General features: G+C 69.7%; 23 protein-coding genes. 17 read left to right on the plus strand and 6 right to left on the minus strand.

What is annotated here, in order from left to right; all coding sequences use genetic code 11:
* The first annotated feature begins 17 nt into the window (after nucleotides 1-17).
* From FJ658_RS04130 to dnaE, 5 genes are all read left to right on the plus strand, one after another.
* Nucleotides 18-476, plus strand: coding sequence for a cell division protein SepF (locus tag FJ658_RS04130; RefSeq protein ID WP_141144106.1), 459 nt, complete (start codon nucleotides 18-20; stop codon nucleotides 474-476).
* Nucleotides 477-729: 253 nt separating this feature from the next.
* On the plus strand, nucleotides 730-1,584 hold the full coding sequence (locus tag FJ658_RS04135; RefSeq protein WP_141144107.1) for a DivIVA domain-containing protein: 855 nt from the start codon (nucleotides 730-732) through the stop codon (nucleotides 1,582-1,584).
* The gene (gene lspA / locus FJ658_RS04140) at nucleotides 1,568-2,230 is read left to right on the plus strand and encodes a signal peptidase II (RefSeq protein ID WP_255447549.1); all 663 of its coding nucleotides are present in this window, start codon (nucleotides 1,568-1,570) and stop codon (nucleotides 2,228-2,230) included. Before FJ658_RS04135 ends, lspA begins: the two co-directional genes overlap by 17 nt.
* Complete coding sequence (locus FJ658_RS04145) at nucleotides 2,227-3,150, plus strand: RluA family pseudouridine synthase (RefSeq protein ID WP_141144108.1); 924 nt, start codon at nucleotides 2,227-2,229, stop codon at nucleotides 3,148-3,150. Before lspA ends, FJ658_RS04145 begins: the two co-directional genes overlap by 4 nt.
* 99 nt (nucleotides 3,151-3,249) lie before the next feature.
* Nucleotides 3,250-6,711 carry a DNA polymerase III subunit alpha gene (gene dnaE, locus FJ658_RS04150; RefSeq protein ID WP_370454758.1) on the plus strand — a complete coding sequence of 1,154 codons (3,462 nt, stop codon included), beginning with the start codon at nucleotides 3,250-3,252 and terminating at the stop codon, nucleotides 6,709-6,711.
* A 42-nt stretch (nucleotides 6,712-6,753) separates the two neighbouring features.
* Here the strand turns inward: dnaE and FJ658_RS04155 are convergent, their stop codons facing one another.
* Nucleotides 6,754-7,332: a flavin reductase family protein gene (locus FJ658_RS04155; RefSeq protein WP_255447550.1), complete on the minus strand. Its 579-nt coding sequence runs from the start codon at nucleotides 7,330-7,332 to the stop codon at nucleotides 6,754-6,756.
* 56 nt (nucleotides 7,333-7,388) lie between these two features.
* On the opposite strand from FJ658_RS04155, the gene hisD reads away from it, so the two are divergent.
* The 3 genes from hisD to FJ658_RS04170 are packed head-to-tail and all read left to right on the plus strand — an operon-like array spanning nucleotide 7,389 to nucleotide 10,232.
* On the plus strand, nucleotides 7,389-8,693 hold the full coding sequence (gene hisD, locus FJ658_RS04160) for a histidinol dehydrogenase (protein ID WP_141144110.1): 1,305 nt from the start codon (nucleotides 7,389-7,391) through the stop codon (nucleotides 8,691-8,693).
* A gap of 25 nt (nucleotides 8,694-8,718) precedes the next feature.
* Nucleotides 8,719-9,198, plus strand: coding sequence for a transcriptional regulator NrdR (gene nrdR, locus FJ658_RS04165; RefSeq protein WP_141144111.1), 480 nt, complete (start codon nucleotides 8,719-8,721; stop codon nucleotides 9,196-9,198).
* On the plus strand, nucleotides 9,198-10,232 hold the full coding sequence (locus FJ658_RS04170; RefSeq protein ID WP_141144112.1) for a quinone-dependent dihydroorotate dehydrogenase: 1,035 nt from the start codon (nucleotides 9,198-9,200) through the stop codon (nucleotides 10,230-10,232). Before nrdR ends, FJ658_RS04170 begins: the two co-directional genes overlap by 1 nt.
* A 6-nt stretch (nucleotides 10,233-10,238) precedes the next feature.
* Here FJ658_RS04170 and FJ658_RS04175 read toward each other — a convergent pair whose 3' ends face one another.
* Nucleotides 10,239-10,838, minus strand: coding sequence for a DUF3043 domain-containing protein (locus FJ658_RS04175; protein WP_141144113.1), 600 nt, complete (start codon nucleotides 10,836-10,838; stop codon nucleotides 10,239-10,241).
* 71 nt (nucleotides 10,839-10,909) lie between these two features.
* Here FJ658_RS04175 and FJ658_RS04180 point away from each other — a divergent pair, with 71 nt between their 5' ends.
* The 6 genes from FJ658_RS04180 (at nucleotide 10,910) to FJ658_RS04205 (ending at nucleotide 16,451) form a co-directional block, all read left to right on the plus strand.
* A complete protein-coding gene (locus FJ658_RS04180; RefSeq protein WP_141144114.1) occupies nucleotides 10,910-12,325 on the plus strand; it encodes a dipeptidase in 1,416 nt (471 codons plus the stop codon).
* Nucleotides 12,326-12,428: 103 nt separating this feature from the next.
* On the plus strand, nucleotides 12,429-12,797 hold the full coding sequence (erpA, locus tag FJ658_RS04185) for an iron-sulfur cluster insertion protein ErpA (protein ID WP_141144115.1): 369 nt from the start codon (nucleotides 12,429-12,431) through the stop codon (nucleotides 12,795-12,797).
* A 167-nt stretch (nucleotides 12,798-12,964) separates the two neighbouring features.
* Nucleotides 12,965-13,789, plus strand: coding sequence for a cytochrome c oxidase subunit II (gene coxB / locus FJ658_RS04190; RefSeq protein ID WP_141144138.1), 825 nt, complete (start codon nucleotides 12,965-12,967; stop codon nucleotides 13,787-13,789).
* 2 nt (nucleotides 13,790-13,791) lie between these two features.
* Complete coding sequence (gene ctaD, locus FJ658_RS04195; protein WP_141144116.1) at nucleotides 13,792-15,549, plus strand: cytochrome c oxidase subunit I; 1,758 nt, start codon at nucleotides 13,792-13,794, stop codon at nucleotides 15,547-15,549.
* Between the two features lie 3 nt (nucleotides 15,550-15,552).
* Nucleotides 15,553-16,026 (plus strand): cytochrome c oxidase subunit 4, encoded by a 474-nt coding sequence (locus tag FJ658_RS04200; protein WP_141144117.1) that lies wholly within the window; start codon nucleotides 15,553-15,555, stop codon nucleotides 16,024-16,026.
* The gene (locus tag FJ658_RS04205; protein WP_141144118.1) at nucleotides 16,026-16,451 is read left to right on the plus strand and encodes a GNAT family N-acetyltransferase; all 426 of its coding nucleotides are present in this window, start codon (nucleotides 16,026-16,028) and stop codon (nucleotides 16,449-16,451) included. The genes FJ658_RS04200 and FJ658_RS04205 overlap by 1 nt, the downstream gene beginning before the upstream one ends.
* A 402-nt stretch (nucleotides 16,452-16,853) precedes the next feature.
* Here the strand turns inward: FJ658_RS04205 and FJ658_RS04210 are convergent, their stop codons facing one another.
* Genes FJ658_RS04210 through FJ658_RS04225 form a run of 4 tightly spaced genes read right to left on the minus strand, consistent with a single transcriptional unit; the run spans nucleotide 16,854 to nucleotide 21,126 of the window.
* Nucleotides 16,854-18,491 carry a ubiquinol-cytochrome c reductase cytochrome b subunit gene (locus FJ658_RS04210; protein ID WP_141144119.1) on the minus strand — a complete coding sequence of 546 codons (1,638 nt, stop codon included), beginning with the start codon at nucleotides 18,489-18,491 and terminating at the stop codon, nucleotides 16,854-16,856.
* A complete protein-coding gene (locus FJ658_RS04215) occupies nucleotides 18,491-19,561 on the minus strand; it encodes a ubiquinol-cytochrome c reductase iron-sulfur subunit (RefSeq protein ID WP_141144120.1) in 1,071 nt (356 codons plus the stop codon). The genes FJ658_RS04210 and FJ658_RS04215 overlap by 1 nt, the downstream gene beginning before the upstream one ends.
* Nucleotides 19,562-19,598: 37 nt before the next feature.
* Nucleotides 19,599-20,447 carry a c-type cytochrome gene (locus FJ658_RS04220; RefSeq protein ID WP_141144121.1) on the minus strand — a complete coding sequence of 283 codons (849 nt, stop codon included), beginning with the start codon at nucleotides 20,445-20,447 and terminating at the stop codon, nucleotides 19,599-19,601.
* A 52-nt stretch (nucleotides 20,448-20,499) separates the two neighbouring features.
* Nucleotides 20,500-21,126, minus strand: coding sequence for a heme-copper oxidase subunit III (locus tag FJ658_RS04225; RefSeq protein WP_141144122.1), 627 nt, complete (start codon nucleotides 21,124-21,126; stop codon nucleotides 20,500-20,502).
* 78 nt (nucleotides 21,127-21,204) lie between these two features.
* Between FJ658_RS04225 and trpD the strand changes: the two genes are divergently transcribed.
* The 3 genes from trpD to FJ658_RS04240 all read left to right on the plus strand — a co-directional run bounded on the left by trpD (nucleotide 21,205) and on the right by FJ658_RS04240 (nucleotide 24,308).
* Complete coding sequence (gene trpD, locus FJ658_RS04230; protein WP_141144123.1) at nucleotides 21,205-22,257, plus strand: anthranilate phosphoribosyltransferase; 1,053 nt, start codon at nucleotides 21,205-21,207, stop codon at nucleotides 22,255-22,257.
* 209 nt (nucleotides 22,258-22,466) lie between these two features.
* Entirely contained in the window at nucleotides 22,467-23,468 is a 1,002-nt protein-coding gene (gene dhaK, locus FJ658_RS04235; protein WP_141144124.1) for a dihydroxyacetone kinase subunit DhaK, read from the plus strand.
* 198 nt (nucleotides 23,469-23,666) lie between these two features.
* Entirely contained in the window at nucleotides 23,667-24,308 is a 642-nt protein-coding gene (locus FJ658_RS04240) for a hypothetical protein (protein WP_141144125.1), read from the plus strand.
* The last annotated feature ends 147 nt before the right edge of the window (nucleotides 24,309-24,455 follow it).

Raw genomic sequence — 24,455 nt, forward strand, 5'->3', positions numbered from 1 at the left:
CGATCCCGGAGGAAGAGATGGCGAACCCGCTGCGCAAGACCATGGTCTATCTCGGTCTGGCCGACGAGGAGTACGACGAGCCTGAGGCCCCCCAGCAGCCTGTCGCGCCGGCCCCCGCCGCTGCCGCGCCGACCCGTGCCCCCGTGACGCCGCTGCGTCGCCCGACCCCCGCGCGTGCGGCAGCGCCGAGCGACATGAACGAGATCCTCACGGTTCACCCCCGCCAGTACAAGGACGCCCGCGTCATCGCCGAGAGCTTCCGCGAGGGCATCCCCGTCATCATCAACCTCAGCCAGATGAGCGACGGCGACGCCCGCCGTCTCATCGACTTCGCCAGCGGCCTCTCGCAGGGCCTGCAGGGCACGATCGAGCGCGTCACGAGCAAGGTCTTCCTGCTCTCGCCCCAGCACGTCGCCGTGAGCGGCGAGCAGGGCGAGTCGGAGTCCGAGGTCGAGGCCGGCTTCTTCGCCCACTGACCCGGCGCGGCCGAGGCCGCACCCGAACCCCCCGGCATCCGCGGATGCCCGAAGCCCCGGACCCCTCGGTCCGGGGCTTCGTCGTGCGCGGGGCATCCACAGGCCTGGGGTCGGTCGTCGCGGATGCGGGCCGACACGGAGGCGCTCGTCAGGAAGGCGCGCGGTAGGGTTGTCCCAGCGCGCGACGCCCGACCGCCTTCCGGCGAGATCGTCGCGCTGTTCTGCAGGTCGTACGAGAGTGTGAGGTATCGCCGTGGCGCTGTCACCGGAAGACGTTGTCAACAAGCGATTCAACCCGACCAAGTTCCGCGAGGGATACGACCAGGACGAGGTCGACGATTTCCTCGACGAGGTGGTCGTGGAGCTGCGTCGCCTGAACCAGGAGAACGAGGAGCTGCGTCAGCGCCTCGTCGCCGGCGAGGCGCGCATCAACGAGCTGCAGCGCAGCGGCTCGGCTCCGGCGGCCGCACCGGCCGCCGCCCCCGAGCCCGAGGTCGTGCCCGAGCCCGTCGCCGCCGCGCCGGAGCCCGTCGCGGCCCCGGTCGCCGCCGAGGCCCCCGCGTTCGCGCCGACGCCGGTCGCCGTGCCCGAGCCCGACCACGTCTCCGACACCACGTCGACCAACAACCTGCTGCAGCTCGCCCGTCGTCTGCACGACGATCACGTGCGCGAGGGTGTCGAGAAGCGCGACGCGCTCATCGCCGAGGGCCACGCCACGGCCGCCCGCGTCGTGTCCGACGCGCAGGAGCAGCAGCGCCAGCTCGTCTCCGACGCCGAGGAGACCAAGCGCAAGCTCATCGCCGAGGCCGAGGAGACCAAGCGCGACACGCTCGGGCAGCTCGAGACCCAGCGCGTCGAGCTCGAGTCGCAGCGTGCCGGCATCCAGAGCGAGATCGACCAGCTGCGCGGCTTCGAGTCGGAGTACCGCACGCAGCTCAAGAGCTACATCCAGGGCCAGCTCGACGAGCTCGACGCCGCGAGCTCGCTCGCGCCGGAGAGCGCGAGCGGAGCCGACGGCGGAGCGGCCACGCCGGCCGCCGTGCCGTCGTTCGTCGCCGCCCCGGTGACCGAGAGCGCCGAGCGCAGCGGCTTTGCCCGCGGCGAGTGACGATCCCGCCGCGACGGCGCCGAGGAGTCGGCGCGTCGTCGGCGCGATCGCGCTCATCGTCGGCGTCGCGGCCGTCGTCTACGGTCTCGATCAGCTGACCAAGGCCCTCATCGTGCAGAGCATGGTGGAGGGCGAGGTCACGCCGGTGCTCGGCGAGCTGCTGCAGCTGCACTTCGTGCGCAATCCCGGCGCGGCGTTCTCGCTCGCGACGGGGATGACCTGGATCTTCTCGATCGCGGCCGCCGCGGTCGTGGGCTTCGTCGTCTGGTACGCCCGCCGCATCCGCTCGCTGCGCTGGGCCGTCGTCTTCGGCCTCGTGCTCGCCGGTGCGCTCGGCAACCTGACCGACCGTCTGCTGCGCGAGCCCGGCTTCGCCCGCGGTCACGTCGTCGACTTCATCCAGGTGTGGGGCTTCCCGGCGATCTTCAACATCGCCGATGTGGCGATCACGATCGGCATGGCGCTGTTCGTGCTGCTCGTGCTGCGCGGCGTCGGACTCGACGGCGTGCGCCACGCGAAGGACGAGCCCGCGATCGTGCCCGACGACGACGAGGCTCCGTCCCCCGCGGCCGACGCCGCGAGCCACGATGACGACGTGGATGCGCGTCCCGCCGCCGGCCGCGACGACGAGGCGACCCGCCCGTGAGCGAGAGCCGCAGCCTGCCCGTGCCCGACGGCCTGGCGGGAGAGCGCGCCGATGCCGCCCTCGCGCGCCTGCTGGGCTTCTCGCGCAGCTTCGCCGCCGAGGTGCTCGAGGCCGGCGGCGCGACGCTCGACGGCCGTCCGCTCGGCAAGAGCGACCGCCTGCACGCCGACGGCTGGCTCGACGTCAGCTGGACCCCGAAGTCGGAGCCGACGATCGTGCCGCAGCTCGTGCCCGGCTTCGAGGTCGTCTACGACGACGACGACCTCGTCGTGATCGACAAGCCCGTCGGCGTCGCCGCGCATCCGGCCAGCGGCTGGGCCGGCCCGACCGTGCTCGGCGCCCTCGCCGGCGCCGGCTTCCGCATCGCCACCTCGGGCGCCGCCGAGCGCGCCGGCATCGTGCACCGGCTCGACGTCGGCACGAGCGGGCTCATGGTGGTCGCGAAGAGCGAGCGCGCCTACTCCGGCCTCAAGCGCGCCTTCCACGACCGCACGGTCGACAAGATCTACCACGCGGTCGTGCAGGGGCATCCCGACCCCTTCACCGGCACGATCGACGCGCCGATCGGCCGTCACCCCGGCTCGTCGTGGAAGTTCGCCGTGACCGCCGACGGCAAGCCGAGCGTCACGCACTACGAGACCCTCGAGGCGATGCGCCGGGCGACCCTGCTCGAGATCCACCTCGAGACCGGGCGCACGCACCAGATCCGGGTGCACATGGCCGCGCAGAAGCACCCCTGCGTCGGCGACGCGCTCTACGGAGCCGACCCGACGCTCTCGGCGCGGCTCGGGCTCGAGCGGCAGTGGCTGCACGCCCTGAAGCTCGGGTTCGCGCATCCCGCGACCGGGGAGTACGTGCTCTTCGAGACCGCGTACCCCGCCGATCTGGAACACGCGCTCGAGACCCTGCGCGCTGACTGAGGTCGCGCTTATCCTGACAACCCACCCCCTCTGACCGGAGCGAGAACCGTGGCCTCGAGCGATTCCTTCGTGCACCTGCATGTGCACAGCGAGTACTCGATGCTCGACGGCGCCGCTCGCATCGGCGACCTCGTCTCGGCGGTCGCCGAGCAGGGGATGCCGGCGGTCGCGGTCACGGATCACGGCAACAACTTCGGCGCCTACGACTTCTGGAAGCAGGCGACCGCGGCGGGCGTGAACCCGATCATCGGCACCGAGGCGTATCTCACGCCGCGCACGCACCGCACCGACAAGACCCGCGTGCGCTGGGGCGACGGCGGCGGCGACGACGTCTCGGGCTCGGGCGCCTACACGCACATGACGCTGCTGGCCGAGAACACGACCGGCATGCACAACCTGTTCCGCCTGTCGTCGAAGGCGTCGATCGAGGGCTACTACTTCAAGCCGCGCATGGACCGCGAGCTGCTCGAGACCTACCACGAGGGCATCATCGCCACGACGGGCTGCCCGTCGGGCGAGGTGCAGACCCGTCTGCGCCTGGGGCAGTACGACGAGGCCGTGAAGGCCGCCGCCGAGTTCCGCGACATCTTCGGCAAGGAGAACTTCTACGCCGAGATCATGGACCACGGTCTCGGCATCGAGAAGCGGATCATGAACGACCTGATCCGCCTCGCGAAGGACCTCGGGCTGCCGATGGTCGCGACGAACGACCTGCACTACACGCACGCGCACGACGCGACCGCGCACGCGGCCCTGCTCTGCGTGCAGTCGGGCTCGACGCTCGACGACCCGAATCGATTCAAGTTCGACGCCGACGAGTTCTACCTCAAGACGCCGCAGCAGATGCGCCAGCTCTTCCGCGACCTGCCCGAGGCGTGCGACAACACCCTCGCGATCGCCGAGCGCTGCAAGGTCGAGTTCAACACCTCGGCGAACTACATGCCGCGCTACCCCGTGCCCGAAGGCGAGAGCGAGGAGAGCTGGTTCGTCAAGGAGGTCGAGAAGGGCCTCGACTACCGCTATCCGGGCGGTGTGCCCGACGAGGTGCGCAAGCAGGCCGACTACGAGGTCGGCGTCATCACCCAGATGGGCTTCCCCGGCTACTTCCTCGTCGTCGCCGACTTCATCAACTGGTCGAAGGACCACGGCATCCGCGTCGGCCCCGGCCGCGGATCGGGCGCCGGCTCCATGGCCGCCTACGCCATGAAGATCACCGACCTCGACCCGCTGCGGCACGGCCTGATCTTCGAGCGCTTCCTCAACCCCGACCGCGTCTCGATGCCCGACTTCGATGTGGACTTCGACGAGCGTCGGCGCGGCGAGGTCATCAAGTACGTCACCGAGAAGTACGGCTCCGAGCGCGTCGCGCAGATCGTCACCTACGGCACGATCAAGAGCAAGCAGGCGCTCAAGGACTCGAGCCGCGTGCTCGGCTTCCCGTTCGGCATGGGCGAGAAGCTCACGAAGGCGATGCCCGCGCCGATCATGGCGAAGGACATCCCGCTGTCGGGCATCGTCGACCCGAAGCACGAGCGCTACAAGGAGGCGGCCGACTTCCGCGCCGTCATCGACAGCGACCCGGATGCGAAGCGCGTGTTCGAGACCGCGCTCGGCCTCGAGGGGCTGAAGCGCCAGTGGGGTGTACACGCCGCCGGCGTCATCATGTCGTCCGACCCGCTGATCGACATCATCCCGATCATGAAGCGGGAGCAGGACGGCCAGATCGTCACGCAGTTCGACTACCCGGCAGCGGAGTCGCTCGGCCTGATCAAGATGGACTTCCTGGGGCTGCGCAACCTCACGATCATCGACGACGCGCTCGACAACATCGAGTCGAACCGCGGCTTCCGCCCCGTGCTCGAAGACCTCGACTTCGACGACCGCGACGCCTACGACCTGCTGGCGCGCGGCGACTCGCTCGGCGTGTTCCAGCTCGACGGCGGTCCCATGCGCAGCCTCATGCGCCTGATGAAGCCCGACAACTTCGAAGACATCTCGGCGCTCATCGCCCTGTACCGCCCGGGCCCCATGGGCGCGAACTCGCACATCAACTACGCGCTGCGCAAGAACGGCCAGCAGGAGATCACGCCGATCCACCCGGAGCTGGCGGAGTCGCTCAAGGACACGCTCGAGACCAGCTACGGCCTGATCATCTATCAGGAGCAGGTCATGGCGATCGCGCAGAAGGTCGCGGGCTTCACGCTCGGCCAGGCCGACATCCTGCGCCGCGCGATGGGCAAGAAGAAGAAGTCCGAGCTCGACAAGCAGTTCGAGGGCTTCCGCGCCGGTATGCACGCGAACGGCTACACGGATGCCGCGGTCGACAAGCTCTGGGAGATCCTCCTCCCGTTCTCGGACTACGCCTTCAACAAAGCCCACTCGGCCGCCTACGGCGTGCTCAGCTACTGGACCGCCTACCTCAAGGCGCACTACCCGGCCGAGTACATGGCCGCGCTGCTGACGAGCGTCGGGGATGCGCGCGACAAGCTCGCGCTCTACCTCAACGAGTGCCGGCGCATGGGCATCACCGTGCTCGCGCCCGATGTCAACGAGTCGATCAACTACTTCTCGGCCGTCGGCGACGACATCCGCTTCGGCCTCGGCGCGGTGCGCAACGTCGGATCGAACGTCGTCGAGCACGTGCGCCAGTCGCGCGAAGAGAAGGGGCGCTTCACGTCGTTCCACGACTACCTGCGGAAGGTCCCCATCCAGGCCACCAACAAGCGCACGGTCGAGTCGCTCATCAAGGCGGGCGCCTTCGACTCGCTCGGCGCGACGCGGCGCGCGCTCGTCGAGATCCACGAGGAGGCCGTCGAGGCCTCGGTGTCGGTGAAGCGCAACGAGGCGAACGGCCAGGTCGGCTTCGACTTCGACAGCCTGTGGGACGAGCCCGAGGCCGCCGATCACGTGCCCGAGCGCCCGGAGTGGTCGAAGCGCGACAAGCTCGCCTTCGAGCGCGACATGCTCGGCCTCTACGTGAGCGACCATCCGCTGGCCGGGCTCGAGATCCCGTTGGCGAAGCACGCCTCGATCGGCATCGCCGACCTGCTGGCGAGCGAGTCGATCGGCGACGGCGAGATCGTCACGGTCGCGGGCCTGCTCACGAGCGTGCAGCACCGCGTGGCCCGCAGCTCGGGCAACCAGTACGGCATCGTGCAGATCGAGGACTTCGGCGGCGAGATCGGCGTCATGTTCCTCGGCAAGACCTACCAGGAGTTCTCGCCGTCGCTCACGAGCGATGCCGTGGTCGTGATCCGCGGGCGCGTGAGCATGCGCGACGACGGCAAGAGCCTGCACGCCCAGAGCATGTTCACGCCCGACCTGGGCGCCTCGCTCGGCTCGGGTCCGCTCGTGATCTCGCTGCAGGAGCACCGGGCGACGACCGAGGTCGTGTCGCGGCTCAACGACGTGCTCATCCGGCACGCCGGTGACAACGAGGTGCGGCTGCGCCTCGTGCGCGGCGACCTGGCGCGCATGTTCGAGGTGCCGTTCCCGGTGTCGGTCACGGCGGACCTCTACGGCGAGCTGAAGAGCCTGCTCGGGCCCAACTGCGTGGTCTGAGCCTGGCCGCCGGGGTCACGACCGCCGAGTCGCGTCGGCGGCTCAGGCCGGGATCGCGGGCGTGAAGTACTGCCGCTCGTGGTAGACGATCGCGTCGTCGGGGCCGCCGAGGCCGCCGTCCTCGATCTGCACGACCACGACGGCGCCGCCGGCGACGGGATGCCGGTCGACGACGCGGGCGAGCATCCAGGCGGGCACGTCGTTCAGCAGCGGCAGTCCGAGCGGACCCGGCGCCCAGTGGTCGCCCTCGAAGCGCTTCTCCTGCGGGCCCGACATGACGCCGGCGACCGCGCGGTTGCGGGCGCCGAGCAGGTGAACGATCACGTGCTCGGCCGACTCGACGGCCGGCCAGGTGCTCGCGGTGCGGGCCATGTTGAAGGTCGCGAGCGGCGGCACGGCCGCGAGCGAGGCGAGCGAGGTCGCGGTGAAGCCGCGCGGCACGCCCTCGGCGTCGAGGGTCGTCACGACCGAGACCCCGGCGGCGAGGCGTCGGAACGCGATCTTGAAGGCCGAGACGTCGTCGACGATGCGCTCCGCCGGCGCTCCGCGCTCCGGCGCCGCGGTCGCGCGGTCGGCGTCGGCGGGGCTGGTGAGCGGGGTCGTGGAGCTGTCGTCGGGCACCCGCTCATCCTCGCGCACCGGCCGAGCGCCGCGCTGGCCGCCGGTATCCTCGACTCGTGATCGCGACCCTCGACCTGCGCGGCCGGGCGCTGTCCCGCTCCGAGCTGATCTCCCTCGTCCCCCGCCCCGCCGCCGACATCACGGCGGTGTCGGGAGCGGCGGCCGAGCTGATCCAGGCGGTCCGCGAGCACGGGTCGAGCGCGCTGCTCGATCAGGCCGAGCGTTTCGACGGCGTGCGGCCGGCATCCCTGCGCGTGCCGGAGTCGGAGCTGACCCGGGCCCGCGACGAATTGCCCGCCGAGGTGCGACGCGCCCTCGAGATCGCGATCGAGCGGGTGCGCGCGGCCAGCGCCGCCCAGGTGCCCGCTCCCGTGCGCACCGAGCTCGCCCCCGGCGCCGTGGTGGAGCAGCGCTGGCAGCCGGTGAACCGCGTCGGCCTCTACGCGCCCGGCGGCAAGGCCGTCTACCCCTCGAGCGTCGTCATGAACGTCGTGCCCGCCCAGGTCGCCGGCGTCGAGGGCATCGCCCTCGCCTCGCCGCCGCAGCGCCACGCCGGCGGGGGAGTGCACCCCGCCATCCTCGGCGCCGCATCCCTGCTCGGCGTCGACGAGGTCTACGCCATGGGCGGGGCCGGTGCGATCGGCGCCTTCGCCTACGGCGTCGCGGATGCGGGGCTCGACCCCGTCGACGTCGTCACCGGTCCGGGCAACATCTTCGTCGCGGCCGCCAAGCGCCTGGTGAGCGGCGTCGTCGGCATCGACGCCGAGGCCGGCACGACCGAGATCCTCGTGATCGCCGACAGGACGGCGCGGCCTCAGCTCGTCGCCGCCGACCTGCTCAGTCAGGCCGAGCACGACGAGGCCGCGGGCGCCGTGCTCGTGACCGACTCGCCCGAGCTCGCCGCCGCGGTCGAGGCCGCCCTGGCCGAGCGCATCGGCGCGATGGCGAACGCCGAGCGCGCCCGAATCGCCCTGGGCGGGCCGCAGTCGGCGCTCATCCTGGTCGACGATCTCGCGGCCGCCGCCCGGGTCAGCGACGCCTACGGCCCCGAGCACCTCGAGATCCAGACCGCCGACCCCGAGTCGGTGCTCGCCCGCATCTCGAACGCCGGGGCGATCTTCCTCGGCGACTTCGCGCCGGTCAGCCTCGGCGACTACCTCGCCGGCAGCAACCACGTGCTGCCGACCGGCGGCACGGCGCGCTTCTCGTCGGGGCTCTCGGCGATGACCTTCCTGCGCCCGCAGCAGCTGGTGCGCTACGACGAGACCGGGCTGCGCGGCGTGCGCGACGGCATCCGCGCCCTCAGCGACGCCGAGGCGCTGCCGGGCCACGGCGACGCGGTCGACGCGCGCTTCGACTGATCGCGCCGGATACCCTGGAGCCGCCATGTTCTGCCCCTTCTGCCGCCACCCCGACAGCCGCGTGATCGACTCCCGCACGAGCGACGACGGCACGTCGATCCGCCGGCGCCGCCAGTGCCCCGAGTGCGGGCGCCGCTTCTCGACGACCGAGACCGCGAGCCTCAGCGTGATCAAGCGCTCGGGCGTCGTCGAGCCCTTCAGCCGCGAGAAGGTCGTGTCGGGCGTGCGCAAGGCCTGCCAGGGGCGTCCGGTCACGGATGCCGACCTGTCGCTGCTGGCGCAGAAGGTCGAGGAGACCATCCGTCAGAGCGGCGCCTCGCAGATCGAGGCCAACGACATCGGCCTGGCGATCCTGCCGCCGCTGCGCGAGCTCGACGAGGTCGCCTACCTGCGCTTCGCGAGCGTCTACCAGGCCTTCGAGTCGCTCGACGACTTCGAGACCGCCATCACGACGCTGCGCGACGAGCACGTCGAGTCGGCCCGCGACGGCGCGCAGCTCGACTGATGTACCCGCTGCTCTTCCGCCTCGTCCTGTCGCGCCTCGACCCCGAAGACGCGCACCACCTGGCCTTCGTCGTCATCCGCGCCCTCGGCGCCCCCGTGCTGCGCGACCTCGCGCGCGCGGTCACGAAGCCGGGCCCCGGTCAGGGCGTCGACGCGCTCGGCCTGCGCTTCGACTCGCCCTTCGGCGTCGCCGCCGGCTTCGACAAGGAGGCGCGTGGCGTGCTCGGCCTCGGCGCGCTCGGCTTCGGTCACGTCGAGATCGGCACGGTGACCGCGGTCGCGCAGCCCGGCAACCCGCGCCCGCGACTGTTCCGCCTCATCCCGGATCGCGCCGTGATCAACCGCATGGGCTTCAACAATGCGGGCGCCGAGGCCATCGTGCCGCGGCTCGAGAAGCTGCGCCGCGCGCGTCGCCGCCCGGTCGTCGGCGTCAACATCGGCAAGAGCCGCATCGTCGACGTGGATGCGGCGGTCGACGACTACCTGACCAGCACCCGCCTGCTCGCCCCGCTCGCCGACTACCTCGTGGTCAACGTGAGCTCGCCCAACACTCCGGGCCTGCGCGGACTCCAGGAGCTCGAGCTGCTCGAGCCCCTGCTGACGGCCGTGCGGGATGCGGCGGGCTCGACGCCCGTGCTGGTCAAGATCGCCCCCGACGTCGACGACGAGCAGGCGCGAGGGATCGCGGCGCTCGTGGTGCGGCTCGGGCTGCCGGGCATCATCGCCACGAACACGACTCTGTCGCGCGAGAACCTGCGCACCGCGGCCGCCGTCGTCGAGAAGGCGGGCGCCGGCGGGCTGTCGGGCGCGCCGCTGAAGGCGCGCTCGCTCGAGCTGCTGCGTCTGCTGCGCGCCGAGCTGCCCGCCGAGACGTGCATCATCTCGGTCGGCGGCGTCGAGACGGCTGCCGACGTCCAGGAGCGCCTCGACGCGGGGGCCGACCTGGTGCAGGGCTACACGGCGTTCCTGTACCGCGGGCCGCTCTGGGCACGGCAGATCAGCCGCGGGCTCAGCCGCCTGCGCGCGTCGCGCTGAGCGCGATCAGTCGATCGCCTGGCCGATCTTGACCTGCGCCTTGGGCATGCGCAACATGCGGAACTGCAGCGCGCGGATGGAGGCGTAGAGGCCGATGCGCTCGGTCTTGTCGCCGAACTTCGCGCGCAGGCGGCGGCGCAGCAGCTGGGTCATGATCACGCAGTCGATGATCGCCAGCAGCAGGAACGCCCAGACGGCGTAGAGCGCGTAGGCCGAGAAGGTCTCCGGGATCGCCGGGATGAAGCTGGGCAGGAAGCTCACCAGGATCACCACGAACATGAGCGGCAGCACGAGCTCGCCGATGCTGAATCGCGAGTCGACGTAGTCGCGGATGAACTTCTTCTGTGGGCCGCGCTCGCGCACCGGCAGGTACTTCTCGTCGCCGGCGGCCAGGCCGATGCGCGCCTTGTCGCGCTCGGCGGCCTGCTTCTCGCGGTTCGCGCGGGCGGCCTCCTTGCGGTCGTTCGGCACGAGCGGGCGCAGACGCTCGGCCTCGCGCTGCGCGCGGGTCGGCGTCGCCTTGCCCTTCTTCGCGTCGAGCTTCGGGTCGAGCTCGAGCGGGGTCTCGGTCGTCTTCTGCTCGGCGTTGCGGGGAGTCCTGGCCACGGTGCGGTCCTCGGTGATCTGGGGTGATCCGCCGGAGCGGGTGCTCGACGGCGGCGCTTAAGATTACCCGCATGTCCTCCAGCTCTCCCGTGTCCCCGTCCGCCTCCACTCCGAACGGGGATCGGATCGCCGAGTCGGTGCACGCGGCGCTGCCGGCGACGATCGCCGAGCTGTCGCGTCTGGTGCGCATCCCGTCGATCGCCTGGGAGGGCTTCGACCATAGCGAGGTGCGCCGCAGCGCCGAGGCGATCGCCGAGCTCGTCGAGGGTCTCGGCGTCTTCGAGAAGGTGTCGATCGAGCAGTCCGAGATCCCCGGAACCGGTCAGCTCGGCCAGCCCGCCATCCTCGCCACGCGTGGCGCCCGCAACGGCCGGCCCACGATCCTGCTCTACGCGCACCACGACGTGCAGCCCGTCGGCGACGAGTCGCTCTGGGAGTCGGCGCCCTTCGAGCCCACGACCCGCGACGGCCGCCTCTACGGCCGCGGCTCGGCCGACGACAAGGCCGGCATCGCCTCGCACCTGGCCGCGATCCGCGCCCTCGTCGACGCCCGCGGCGACGACTTCGACCTCGGCATCGTGCTGTTCTTCGAGGGCGAGGAGGAGTTCGGCTCCCGCTCCTTCGAGCAGTTCCTCGCCGATCACGAGGCCGAGCTGGCCGCCGACGTCATCATCGTCGCCGACTCGGGCAACTGGTCGACCGAGATCCCCGCGCTCACGGTCGGACTGCGCGGCAACGTGCGCGTGCAGGTGAAGGTCACGACGCTCGAGCACGCCTCGCACTCGGGCATGTTCGGGGGAGCGGTGCCGGATGCGATGCTCGCCGCCGTGCGCCTGCTCGACACGCTCTGGACCGAGGACGGCTCGGTCGCCGTCGCCGGCATGACGGTGCGCGAGGCCGAGACGCCCGCCTACGACGAGGCGCAGCTGCGCTCGGAGACCGGCCTGCTGCCCGAGGTCTCGCCGATCGGCACCGGCACCTTCCTCAGCCGCCTGTGGGACAAGCCGACCGTCACGATCACCGGCATCGACGCGCCGAGCATCAAGAACGCCTCCAACACACTCATCCCGACCGTGACCGTGCAGCTCTCGGCCCGCGTCGCGCCCGGTCAGACCGGCGAGGCCGCCTGGGATGCGCTGCGCGAGCACCTGCTCGCGAACGCGCCGTTCGGGGCCCGCGTCGAGTTCGCCGACGTCGACCTCGGCGACCCCTTCCTCGTCGACACCTCGGGCTGGGCCGCCGCCGAGGCGCTCGACACGATGCGCGAGGGCTGGGGCGCCGAGCCCGTGAAGATGGGCGCGGGCGGCTCGATCCCGTTCGTCGCCTCGCTGGTGGAGCGCTTCCCGGGTGCGCAGATCCTGATCACGGGCGTCGAGGACCCCGACTCGCGGGCCCACAGCCCGAACGAATCGCTCGACCTCGGCTCGTTCCACCGCGCGATCCTGTCCGAGGCGCTGCTGCTGGCCCGCCTCGACGCGCGCGGCTGAGGCCTCGGGCGGCTGAGGCACCGACCGCCCCGGTCGCCTCGCCCCGCCGACGGGGGAGTCGCGCATCCTGCGTGATCCGGGATGCGCGACGTACACTGTCGCCATGTCCGACTCGACCCTCACCGCCCCGCAGACCGACGAGGTCGTGCACGGCGTCAAGCTCACCGACACCGCCGCCGACAAGGTGCGCAGCCTGCTCGACCAGGAGGGCCGCGACGACCTGCGTCTGCGCATCGCCGTCCAGCCCGGCGGATGCTCGGGCCTGATCTACCAGCTCTACTTCGACGAGCGCGTGCTCGACGGCGACCTGGTGAAGGAGTTCGGCGACGTCGAGCTCGTCGTCGACAAGATGAGCGAGCCCTACCTCGACGGCGCCTCGATCGACTTCGAGGACACGATCCAGAAGCAGGGCTTCACGATCGACAACCCCAACGCGCAGGGTTCGTGCGCGTGTGGAGATTCGTTCCACTGAAGCGCGACCGGGGCTTTCCCGGGCCGACACGTCCGAAGGGGCGCCGACTGCGAAGTCGGCGCCCCTTCGCGGTTATAGACTCGCTGTGTACCACCCGCTTTCCCACCGAGAGGTTCGCAGTGCGCCCACAACGCCGCAGTCGTCTGGCCCGTTGGGCCGTGCTCCCGATCGGTGTCGCGGTCGTCGCCATCCTCGCCGGCTGCACGGACGCGCAACTGCGCGGATTCCTGCCCGAGGCCGAGGGTGTGACTAACCACACCGACCGCGTGATCGGGCTCTGGACCACCTCGTGGATCGTCCTCCTCGCGGTGGGCATCATCACCTGGGGCCTCATCATCTGGGCCGCGGTCGTCTACCGCCGCCGCAAGGGCCAGACCGGCCTCCCGGTGCAGCTGCGCTACAACATGCCGATCGAGATCTTCTACACGATCGTGCCCCTGATCCTGGTGCTCGGCTTCTTCGCCTTCACCGCCCGCGACCAGGCCGAGATCGAGAAGCCGGTCGACCCCGACTACAAGATCACGGTCTACGGCAAGCGCTGGGCGTGGGACTTCCAGTACGACACGTCGAACACCTACAAGCAGTCGATCCAGACGCAGGTGGATGCGAGCGGCAACATCATCGAGGACTCGATCCCGACGCTCTACCTGCCGGTCAACAAGAAGATCGAGATCGACATCAAGTCGCGCGATGTCATCCACTCGTTCTGGGTGATCGAGTTCCTCTACAAGAAGGACATGATCCCCGCCAAGACGAACCACATGTACTTCACGCCCCTCAAGGAGGGCGTGTATCAGGGCAAGTGCGCCGAGCTCTGCGGCGAGTACCACTCCCTGATGCTGTTCAAGGTCGCCGTCGTCTCGCAGGACGAGTACGACGCGCAGATGCAGAAGCTGAAGGATGCCGGCAACACCGGTGAGATCGGCGAGGACCTGAACGCGAACACCAACCTGCCGGGCAACGGCACGAGCACCACGAACGTGGAGGGCTGAGCATGACCACCACCGCCACCCCTCCGACGGCGGGCACCGCCCCGACCGGCGGCAGCGCCACGATCGGCAACCGGTCCGACGCGCTGCGCGCCCGCAAGGGCAACGTGATCGTCAAGTGGCTGACCACGACGGATCACAAGACCATCGGGTACCTGTACCTGATCACGTCGTTCCTGTTCTTCCTGATCGGCGGCGTGATGGCGCTGGTCATCCGCGCCGAGCTGTTCACCCCGGGCCTCGACCTGCTGTCGACCCGCGAGCAGTACAACCAGCTGTTCACGATGCACGGCACGATCATGCTGCTGATGTTCGCGACGCCCCTCTTCTCGGGCTTCGCCAACGTCGCGATGCCGCTGCAGATCGGCGCTCCCGACGTGGCGTTCCCGCGTCTGAACGCCTTCGCCTACTGGCTGTACCTCTTCGGCTCGATCATCGCCGTCGGCGGCTTCTTCACCCCGCAGGGCGCCGCGAGCTTCGGCTGGTTCGCCTACACGCCGCTGTCGTCGACGACGTTCTCTCCGGGCTACGGCGGCAACCTCTGGGTCTTCGGCCTCGCCATGACCGGTTTCGGCACGATCCTCGGCGCGGTGAACTTCATCACGACGATCATCACGATGCGCGCGCCCGGCATGACCATGTTCCGCATGCCGATCTTCACCTGGAACGTGCTCGTCACCTCGATCCTGGTGCTGCTCGCCTTCCCGGTCCTGGCCGCCGGCCTCTTCGCCCTGGGCGCTGATCGCGTCTTCGAAGCGCATCTGCTCGATCCAGCCAACGGCGGCGCCATACTCTGGCAGCACCTGTTCTGGTTCTTCGGGCATCCGGAGGTCTACATCATCGCGCTGCCGTTCTTCGGCATCGTCTCCGAGGTGTTCCCGGTCTTCAGCCGCAAGCCGATCTTCGGCTACAAGACGCTGATCTACGCCACGATCGCGATCGCGGCCCTGTCGGTCACCGTGTGGGCGCACCACATGTACGTCACCGGCTCGGTGCTGCTGCCCTTCTTCGCCCTGCTGACGATGCTGATCGCGGTGCCCACCGGCATCAAGATCTTCAACTGGATCGGCACCATGTGGCGCGGCTCGGTCACCTTCGAGACCCCGATGCTGTGGGCGATCGGCTTCCTGATCACCTTCACCTTCGGCGGACTCACCGGTGTCATCCTGGCCTCGCCGCCGCTCGACTTCGCCCTGTCCGACAGCTACTTCGTCGTGGCGCACTTCCACTACGTCGTGTTCGGCACGGTCGTGTTCGCCATGTTCAGCGGCTTCTACTTCTGGTGGCCCAAGTGGACCGGCAAGATGCTCAACGAGCGTCTGGGCAAGATCCACTTCTGGCTGCTGTTCATCGGCTTCCACACGACGTTCCTCATCCAGCACTGGCTGGGCGTCATGAACATGCCGCGTCGCTATGCGCAGTACCGCGTCGAAGACAACATCACCTGGATGAACCAGCTGTCGACGATCGGCGCCATCATCCTCGGGATCTCGCTGCTGCCGTTCCTCTACAACGTGTACATCACGGCCCGCAAGGCGCCGAAGGTCACGGTCGACGACCCGTGGGGCTACTCGCGCTCGCTCGAGTGGGCCACCTCGTGCCCGCCGCCGCGCCACAACTTCACGTCGATCCCGCGCATCCGCTCGGAGTCGCCGGCCTTCGACCTGCACCACCCCGAGGCCGGCATCCCGGTCGGCATCGGACCGGCGAAGGATGCCCCCGAAGCCCCCGTTCTCGACGTCGCGTCGGGAGAGGTCAAGTAAGTCATGAAGGTCAACGCGAACCTCTTCCTGCTGCTGTTCTTCTTCTTCCTCGCAGCGGACGCGGCCTATGTGATCTGGCACATGATCGACTCGGCCACGATCCCCGAGGGAACCGACATCGGCGGCTTCATCTCCGCCGTGGCCTCCACTGGCACGGTCGAGTGGGTCGGCTCGGTGGGCATCGGCCTCGGCGCGATCCTGTCGTTCTTCCTGCAGTTCTACCTGCGCCTGGCGATCAGCGCCCAGGGCGGCGAGCTGCCCGAGGACCGTTCGGACGCGACGATCGACGATGGCGACGCCGAGCAGGGCCACTTCAGCCCGTGGAGCTGGTGGCCGCTGGTGCTGACCTTCGGTCTCGCTCTCATGTTCCTCGGCCTCGCGGTCGGCGTCTGGATGGCCATCATCGGCGCCCCGATCGTGCTCGTCGGCGTCGTCGGCTGGCAGTTCGAGTACGTCCGCGGCAACTTCGCCCGCTGATGATCCGCGCAGCTCGTCCGGAGGACGCCGACGCCCTGTTCGGCCTGGTGCAGCAGCTCGGTCACGCGATCGACCCACAGCGTTCGGCCTTCGATGCGACCTTCGGGTCGTACCTCGCGGGGGAGGAGCCGACCGTGCTCCTCCTGCTCGCCGAAGACGAGGCGGGTGCGGTGCGCGGCTACGCGCTGACCACGATCGTGCCGCTGCTCGCGACGAACGGCCTGTCGGCGCAGCTGCAGGAGATCGTCGTGGATGGCGACGCCCGTGGTCACGACTTCGGCACGCAGCTCGTGCGCGCGGTCGAGGCGGAGTCCGTCGAGCGCGGCGTGCACCAGCTCACGGTCGCCAGCCGTCGTGCCGGCGGCTTCTACGACCGTCTCGGCTACGCGCAGAACGCCGAGTACATGCGTCGCATCTTCGACTGACGTCGAGAACTCTGACGAGGGGCGGCGGGCTTCGGCTCGCCGCCCCTCGTCGTCGGTGGGCGGTGCGTGCTGACCGACGTCAGCGGCCCTCGGGTGCGGTCAGCGCATCGATCGCCGCACAGGCGAGCTCCATGCTGTCCGGGCCTCCGTGACCCTCGTGCTCTCGACGATCTCGAGCCGGGGGCCCGGCCCGAGCGTGCCGCCCGGGCGGCCGTGCAGGTAGAGCACCGGCGCCCCGGCGGGGTCTCACTCGTCTCCTAGGAGATCTGCGCGCCGTCAGGCCGTGGGAGCAGTCCGTGGGCGAAGGCCTCGAGTGGCGGATGCATCCGACCAGGCGAGGCGAGACGGAGAAGGGCCCCGTCGTCATGATGACGACGGGGCCCTTCGGGGAGGTCACACGGCTCAGTGGTGGCCGTGCGAGCCCTCCTCGAGCTCCTTGTTGGTGACCGGCGCGATGCGGTCCTCGAAGAACCAGCCCGAGATCGCCGAGCGCATCTTGGCGCCCTGCGAGATGCGGCCACGCGCATCCGGTCGCACCATGACGGGGCGGTACTCCTCGTAGCTCACCAGGCGCCAGCGCTCGTACTCCGAGAGCTGCTCGTGCACCTCGATGTACTCGCCGCCGGGGAGGCGGACGATGCGTCCCGACTCGAAGCCGTGCAGGGCGATCTCGCGGTCCTTCTTCTGCAGCGCGAGGCAGATGCGCTTCGTGACGAAGAAGGCGACGATCGGTCCGAGGATCGTGAGCGCCTGGATCACGTGGGTCACGCTCTCGATCGACAGCTTGAAGTGCGTCGCGATGAGGTCGGAGCTCGCCGCCGACCACAGTCCCGCGTAGAACGTGACGCCGGCGGCGCCGATCGCGGTGCGGGCCGGGGCGTTGCGCGGACGGTCGGCGATGTGGTGCTCGCGCTTGTCGTTCGTGATCCACGCCTCGAAGAACGGGTAGACCGCGACGAGGGCCAGGAACACCAGCAGCACCAGGATCGGCACGAGGATGTTCATCGAGACCGTGTACGGCCCGATCATGAACTCCCAGCCCGGCGGAACGAGGCGCAGGGCGCCGTCGGCGAAGCCGATGTACCAGTCCGGCTGCGTTCCCGCCGACACCGGGGAGGGGTCGTAGGGGCCGTAGTTCCAGATCGGGTTGATCGTGACGGTCGCGGCGACCAGGGCGATCACGCCGAAGACGATGAAGAAGAAGCCGCCGGCCTTCGCCGCGAACACCGGCATGATCGGCGAGCCGACCACGTTGTCGTTCGTGCGGCCGGGGCCGGCGAACTGGGTGTGCTTGTTGACGATCAGCAGCAGCATGTGCACGCCGAGCAGGGCGACCAGGATCGCCGGCAGCAGCAGGATGTGCAGCGTGTAGAGACGGCCGACGATCTGCGTGCCCGGGAACTCGCCGCCGAACAGCAGATACGAGATCCAGGTGCCGAAGAACGGGACGCCCTTCACCATGCCGTCGATGATGCGGAGGCCGTTGCCCGAGAGCAGGTCGTCGGGGAGCGAGTAGCCGGTGAAGCCCTCGGCCATCGCCAGCACGAAGAGCAGGAAGCCGACGACCCAGTTGACCTCGCGCGGCTTGCGGAAGGCGCCCGTGAAGAACACGCGCAGCATGTGCAGGCCGATCGCGGCCACGAACAGCAGCGCCGCCCAGTGGTGGATCTGACGAATGAGGAGCCCGCCGCGGATGTCGAAGCTGATGTTCAGCGCCGACTGCATGGCCGCCGACATCTCGAGGCCCTTGAGCGGCACGTAGGAGCCGTCGTACTCGACCTCGGCCATCGAGGCCTGGAAGAAGAACGTCAGGAACGAGCCCGAGAGCAGGATGACGACGAAACTGTAGAGCGCGACCTCGCCGAGCATGAACGACCAGTGGTCGGGGAAGATCTTGCGGCCGAGCTCCTTGACGAGGCCCGACATGCTCGTGCGCTCGTCGACGTAGTTGGCGGCCCAGCTGGTGAAGCGGGTTCCGCGGCTCGGCTGCTGCTCGGCGTCCGCGGGGCGGGTCGCCGGGGCAGGGGCGGTGGTGGTCATCAGTGCTCACGCTCCCAGAAGCTGGGTCCGACGGGCTCGTGGAAGTCGCTCCGCGCGCGGAGGTAGCCCTCGTCGTCGACGTAGATGGGAAGCTGCGGCAGCGGGCGCTTGGCCGGTCCGAAGATCACCTCGGCTTCGCGGGTGATGTCGAACTGCGACTGGTGGCACGGGCACAGCAGGTGGTGGGTCTGCTGCTCGTACAGCGCCACGGGGCAGCCGACGTGCGTGCAGATCTTGGAGTAGGCGACGATGCCGTCGTAGGCCCAGTTCTCGCGGCCCTTCGACGGGTGCAGGTCCTCGGGCTTGAGGCGCATGAGGAGCACGGCCGCCTTGGCCTTCTCCTCGAGCTTGTGCTCGCTGTCGTTGAGGCCCTCGGGGATGACGTGGAACGCGGAGCCGAGCGTGACCTCCGACGCCTTGATGGGCGTGCCGGAGGGGTCGCGGGTGAGGCGCGTGTCCTTCTTCCACATCGTGTGGCGCAGGACGTCGTTGGCGTCCTCCTTCGGCGCGAGGCCGCGGAACAGCACGATGCCGGGAAGCGGGAAGGCGGCGAGGGCGCCGATGAGGGTGCCCACGATCGCCTTGCGGCGGGAGAAGCCCGACTCCTCGTTGCCGGCGGTGAAGACCGCGACGGCCTTCTCGCGGGTCTCCGGGGTGCCGCGCGTGGGGTGGCGCATCTCGACCAGGTCGTGGCCGTGCATGAGCGACTTGGCCCAGTGCACCGCGCCGAAGCCGATGCCGAACAGGCCGAGCGCGATGCCCAGTCCGATCAGGAGCGTCGTGATGCGGGTCGTCGACGGGTCGACGGCGCCGTGCGTGTCCAGGGGGAAGGCGACGTAGGCCGCGACGGCGCCGACGGCGCCCACGATGCCCAGCACGAACCACGCGACGACGCGGCGCTCCTGCTGCTTCTCCTTGGCGGGGTCGAGGTCGGCGACGCGCTTCCGCTCCGGCGGGAAGCCGGGGTTCTGCGGACGGTCGGTCGGCACGACGGCAGCACTGCGCGGACCGGGGTCCGTCGCGATGATCTCGACGGCGGTGCCGGAATCGGCGCTGCCATGGTCTGCCATGAGGTTCCTCTCGCTGTGTTTCTCGTGCCGAGGTGGACTAGTTGGACTTGGCCGTCAGCCAGACGGTGATCGCGACGATCGAGCCCAGGGCGAAGATCCACACGAAGAGGCCCTCCGACACCGGTCCGAGGTCGCCGAGGTCCAGTCCGCCGGGGGAGGCGTGCTCGTCGAGGTAGGTGAGGTAGGCGATGATGTTCGCCTTGTCCTCGGGGCTGATGTTCTGGTCGTTGAACACCGGCATGTTCTGCGGGCCGGTGATCATGGCCTCGTAGATGTGGGCGGCGCTGACGCCCTTGAGGCTCGGCGCGAACTTGCCCTCGGTGAGCGCGCCGCCGGCGCCGGCGACGTTGTGGCACATGGCGCAGTTGATGCGGAAGAGCTCGGCGCCCTCGGTGACGTCGCCCTTGCCGGTGAGGTATTCGTCGGCGGGGATGTCGGGGCCGGGAGCCAGCGAGGCGATGTAGGCCGCGAGGTCCTTGGTCTGCTCATCCGTGAACTGCGGGGGCTTGCGCTCAGCCTGCGGTCCCTGCACGGCCATCGGCATGCGGCCGGTGCCGACCTGGAAGTCGACCGACGCGGCGCCGACGCCCAGCAGGGTCGGGGCCTGGTTGGTGCCCTCGCCGTTGGAGCCGTGGCAGGTGGCGCAGTTGGCCTGGAACAGCTTCTCGCCGTTCTCCTTGTCCGCGGTCGCGATCGAGGCGTTCCCGCCCTCCTCGGCGCTGGCGGCCGTGGTGAACATCGCGTAGGCGCCGCCCGTGGCGAGCAGGCCGACGACGAGCAGGGCGACCGACGCCAGCGGCGAGCGGCGGCCCGTGCGGGTGCTGCGGGCCGGACGGCCGGTGCGGGCCGGTCGGCTGGGACGGGGGCTGGAGGCTGACTTCGCCATGCGCTGCGAGGTGTCCGATCTGTTTCGTGGGTCGACGTCGAGGACGGGTCGGCTATCTCAGGACGTAGATGACGAGGAAGAGGCCGATCCACACCACGTCGACGAAGTGCCAGTAGTACGACACGGTGATCGCGGTGGTCGCCTCCTTGTGGGTGAAGCGGCGCACCGCGAAGGTGCGGCCGATCACGAACAGGAAGGCCAGGAGTCCGCCGGTCACGTGCAGACCGTGGAACCCGGTGGTGAGGTAGAAGGCCGAGCCGTAGGAGTCCGACTGGAATCCGACGCCCTCGGTGACGAGGTTCGCGTACTCGTAGATCTGGCCGACGACGAAGACCGCGCCCATGGCGAAGGTCACGTAGAACCACTCGACGAGGCCCCAGTTCCACGGCTTCCAGTCGGTGCGGCGCGGCTGCAGGCGCTCGGCGGCGAACACGCCGAACTGGCAGGCGAACGACGACAGCACGAGGATGATCGTGTTGGTCAGCGAGTAGGGGAAGTCGAGCTTCGACGACTGCTCGGCCCACAGCTCGGGCGAGACCGACCGCAGCGTGAAGTAGATCGCGAAGAGGCCCGCGAAGAACATGACCTCGCTGCCCAGCCACACGATGACTCCGACCGACGTGACGTTCGGCCGGTTGACGACCACCGGGGTCCTGGGGAGTGAAGTCGCTGCAGTCACGCATCCATTATGGCCCCATGTGAGAGTGCCCAGAACGCACCGGGAGGCGGGTGTCGCCCCGATCGCTACGATTCAGGCATGGCGATGACCCCGAGCTGGCCGGAACTGCTGACGCGACTGCTCGAGGGGGAGCACCTCACCATCTCCGAGTCGGCCTGGGCCATGGGCGAGATCGTCGCTGGGAGGGCGACCCCGGCGCAGCTGGCGGCCTTCCTGATCGCGCTGCGCGCCAAGGGCGAGACGGTGGATGAGGTGGTCGGGTTCCGCGACGCGATCCTCGACAGCGCCCTGCCGCTCTCGGTCGACTCGATGGCGCTCGACATCGTCGGCACCGGCGGCGACCGCTTCGGCACGGTGAACGTGTCGACTATGTCGTCGATCGTCTGCGCGGCCGCCGGCGCCCGCGTGATCAAGCACGGCAACAAGGCGGCCTCGTCGGCATCGGGGTCGTCGGATGTGCTCACGGCGCTCGGCATCGACCTGAGCATCCCGCCGGAGAAGGTCGCCGAGGTGCTCGACGGCACCGGCATCACCTTCGCGTTCGCGTCGCTGTTCCACCCGGGCTTCCGACACGCGGGTCCGGTGCGCGCCGAGCTCGGCGTGCCGACGGTGTTCAACTTCCTCGGCCCGCTCGTGAATCCGGCACGCCCCGAGGCCTCGGCCGTCGGCGTGGCGAATCCGGAGAAGATCCCGCTGTTCGTGGGCGTGTTCCAGACCCGCGGCGCGACGGCGCTGGTCTTCCGCGGCGACGACGGGCTCGACGAGCTCACCACGACCGGGCACAGCCACCTCTGGGAGGTCAGCCGCGGCTCGGTGACCGAGCACGATCTCGACCCGGCCGACCTCGGCATCCGCCGCGCATCCATCGACCAGCTCCGCGGTGGCGAGCCGGCTCACAACGCCGCGGTCGTGCGCGCGACGCTCGCGGGCGAGGAGGGGCCGGTGCGCGACATCGTGCTGCTCAACGCCGCCGCGGGGCTCGTCGCCTGGGACCTCGCGCAGGATCACACCCGGGCCGAGCAGGACATCCGGGCGCGGTTCCGGGCGCGCATCGCGGATGCGGCGGCCGTGATCGACGACGGGTCGGCGACCGCGAAGCTCGACGCCTGGGTCGCGGCGACCACCGCCTGAGGCAGGCTGACGGGCCGAGCCGCGTCGCGCGGACGAGTCACGACGACCCCCGCGGGCGCACCGCGTGACGCCCCGGTGAACGGATTCCCAGAGTCGTGGTCGGGTTCTTCCCCGCGCGTGTCGGCCGCGCGTAGATTCGGCCTCGGACCGAGAGGGATCACCCCCGATCCCGGCCAGCGTCGGCATCGGTCGCGAGAGGACCCGAGTTCATGAAGAAGCTCATCAACGACCCGAAGAACGTCGTCGCCGAGGCCCTCGAGGGCGTCGCGCTCGCGCATCCCGGTCTGCTGACCGTCGTGGCCGAGCCCGCCCACATCCACCGCGCCGACGCGCCCGTGCAGGGCAAGGTCGGCCTCGTCTCGGGCGGCGGCAGCGGCCACGAGCCCCTGCACGGCGGCTTCGTCGGCTACGGGATGCTCGACGCCGCCGTTCCCGGACCCGTCTTCACCTCGCCGACCCCCGACCCGATCGTCGAGGCCACCAAGGCCGTCGACGGCGGCGCCGGCGTGCTGCACATCGTGAAGAACTACACGGGCGACGTGCTCAACTTCGAGACCGCCGCCGACCTCGCCGCGGCGGAGGGCATCGAGGTGCGCGCGGTCGTGATCGACGACGACGTGGCCGTCAAGGACTCCCTCTACACCGCCGGTCGCCGCGGCGTCGCGGGCACGGTGCTGGTCGAGAAGATCGCCGGCGCGGCCGCGCAGCGCGGCGACGACCTGGATGCGGTCACCGCGATCGCCGAGAAGGTCAACGCCCAGGTGCGCTCGATGGGCGTCGCGCTGACCGCGCCGACCGTGCCGCACGCCGGCGAGCCCAGCTTCTCGATCGGCGACGACGAGATCGAGATCGGCATCGGCATCCACGGTGAGCCCGGCCGCGAGCGCGTGGGACTGGAGCCGGCCGATCAGATCGTCGACCGCATCCTGCACCCGATCATCGAGGATCTGCCCTTCGCCTCGGGCGACAAGGTGCTCCTCTTCGTCAACGGCATGGGCGGCACCCCGCTCGTCGAGCTCTACATCGCCTTCCGCCGCGCCGCGCAGGTGCTGGCAGAGAACGGCATCGAGGTCACGCGCACGCTGGTCGGCAACTACGTCACGTCGCTCGAGATGCAGGGCTTCTCGATCACCGTGCTCAAGCTCGACGACGAGTTGACTGAACTCTGGGACGCGCCGGTGCAGACCGCGGCCCTGCGCTGGGGGCGCTGAAGAAGAAACCAGATCCAAACCAGGTCTTTCAGCAACACAAGCTGGAACGAGCGGAACGAGCGCTCATCCCAGGCCTACGACGATAGCCCCGCACCCAGTTCGGCTGAGGCGGGGCTTTCGTCTGTTCGTCGGAACGCACCCGTCCGCAAGATCGCCGGAACTACGTCGAGCAGCGACAGGTAGCCGTAGCGTGAGGTCGTGCTCATCGCCGGATCCGAAGACGCCGACCTCCTCGCTGTTCTGTCATCGTTGGCAGCGCGACGCCCTGTGTTCCACAGCGAGCGCGACTTCCAGTTCGAGCTCGCGTGGGAGGTGCGCACGCGCGTTCCGGATGTGCGCGTCTATCTGGAACCGCGACCGTCCGCGAACGTTCACCTTGACCTGGCGTTCGAGCATGACGGCGCCTACTCGGCGCTGGAGCTGAAGTACCTGACGCGGCATTGGGACGGTACAGATCCCAGCGGTCAGAGCTTCACCCTCACCAACCAGGGCGCGCTCGACTACGGGCGGTACGGGGGCGTTCGCGACGTGACCAGGATTGAGTCGTTCCTCCGTAGCCGACCAGGCTCGAACGGGGCAGCGATCGCGCTCACCAACGATTCCGGCTACTGGCGGCAGCGCGCGACGACGGCCCGCGACGCGGCGTTCCGCATCGCGGAGGGCCAGAAGCTCCATCGCGAACTGCGGTGGTCTTCGCCTCCGTCCAGCAAGAAGCACGACCATCCGCTGTCTGTTGCCGGACTGTACGAGTTGTCCTGGTCCAACTACTCCGCCTTCGGTGGGCCGGATGGAATCCGTCAGTTGGTCATCGAAGTGAACGGACCATCGATCGGCAACTGACCGAGCTTCGCGCTGCGTTATGCAGTGGAGCGGTCGAAATGGACTCCGACCATCCGATCGACCACCGAGACCAGAGCGACCTGTCCCGGGTTCCGTGGAGTGTTTCGGTGTGATCATGCCGCGGTTGCGGCGGGGTTGTGAAGGGTT

This window comes from Schumannella sp. 10F1B-5-1 (genome assembly GCF_006517535.1).
Classification (GTDB): Bacteria; Actinomycetota; Actinomycetes; order Actinomycetales; family Microbacteriaceae; genus Schumannella.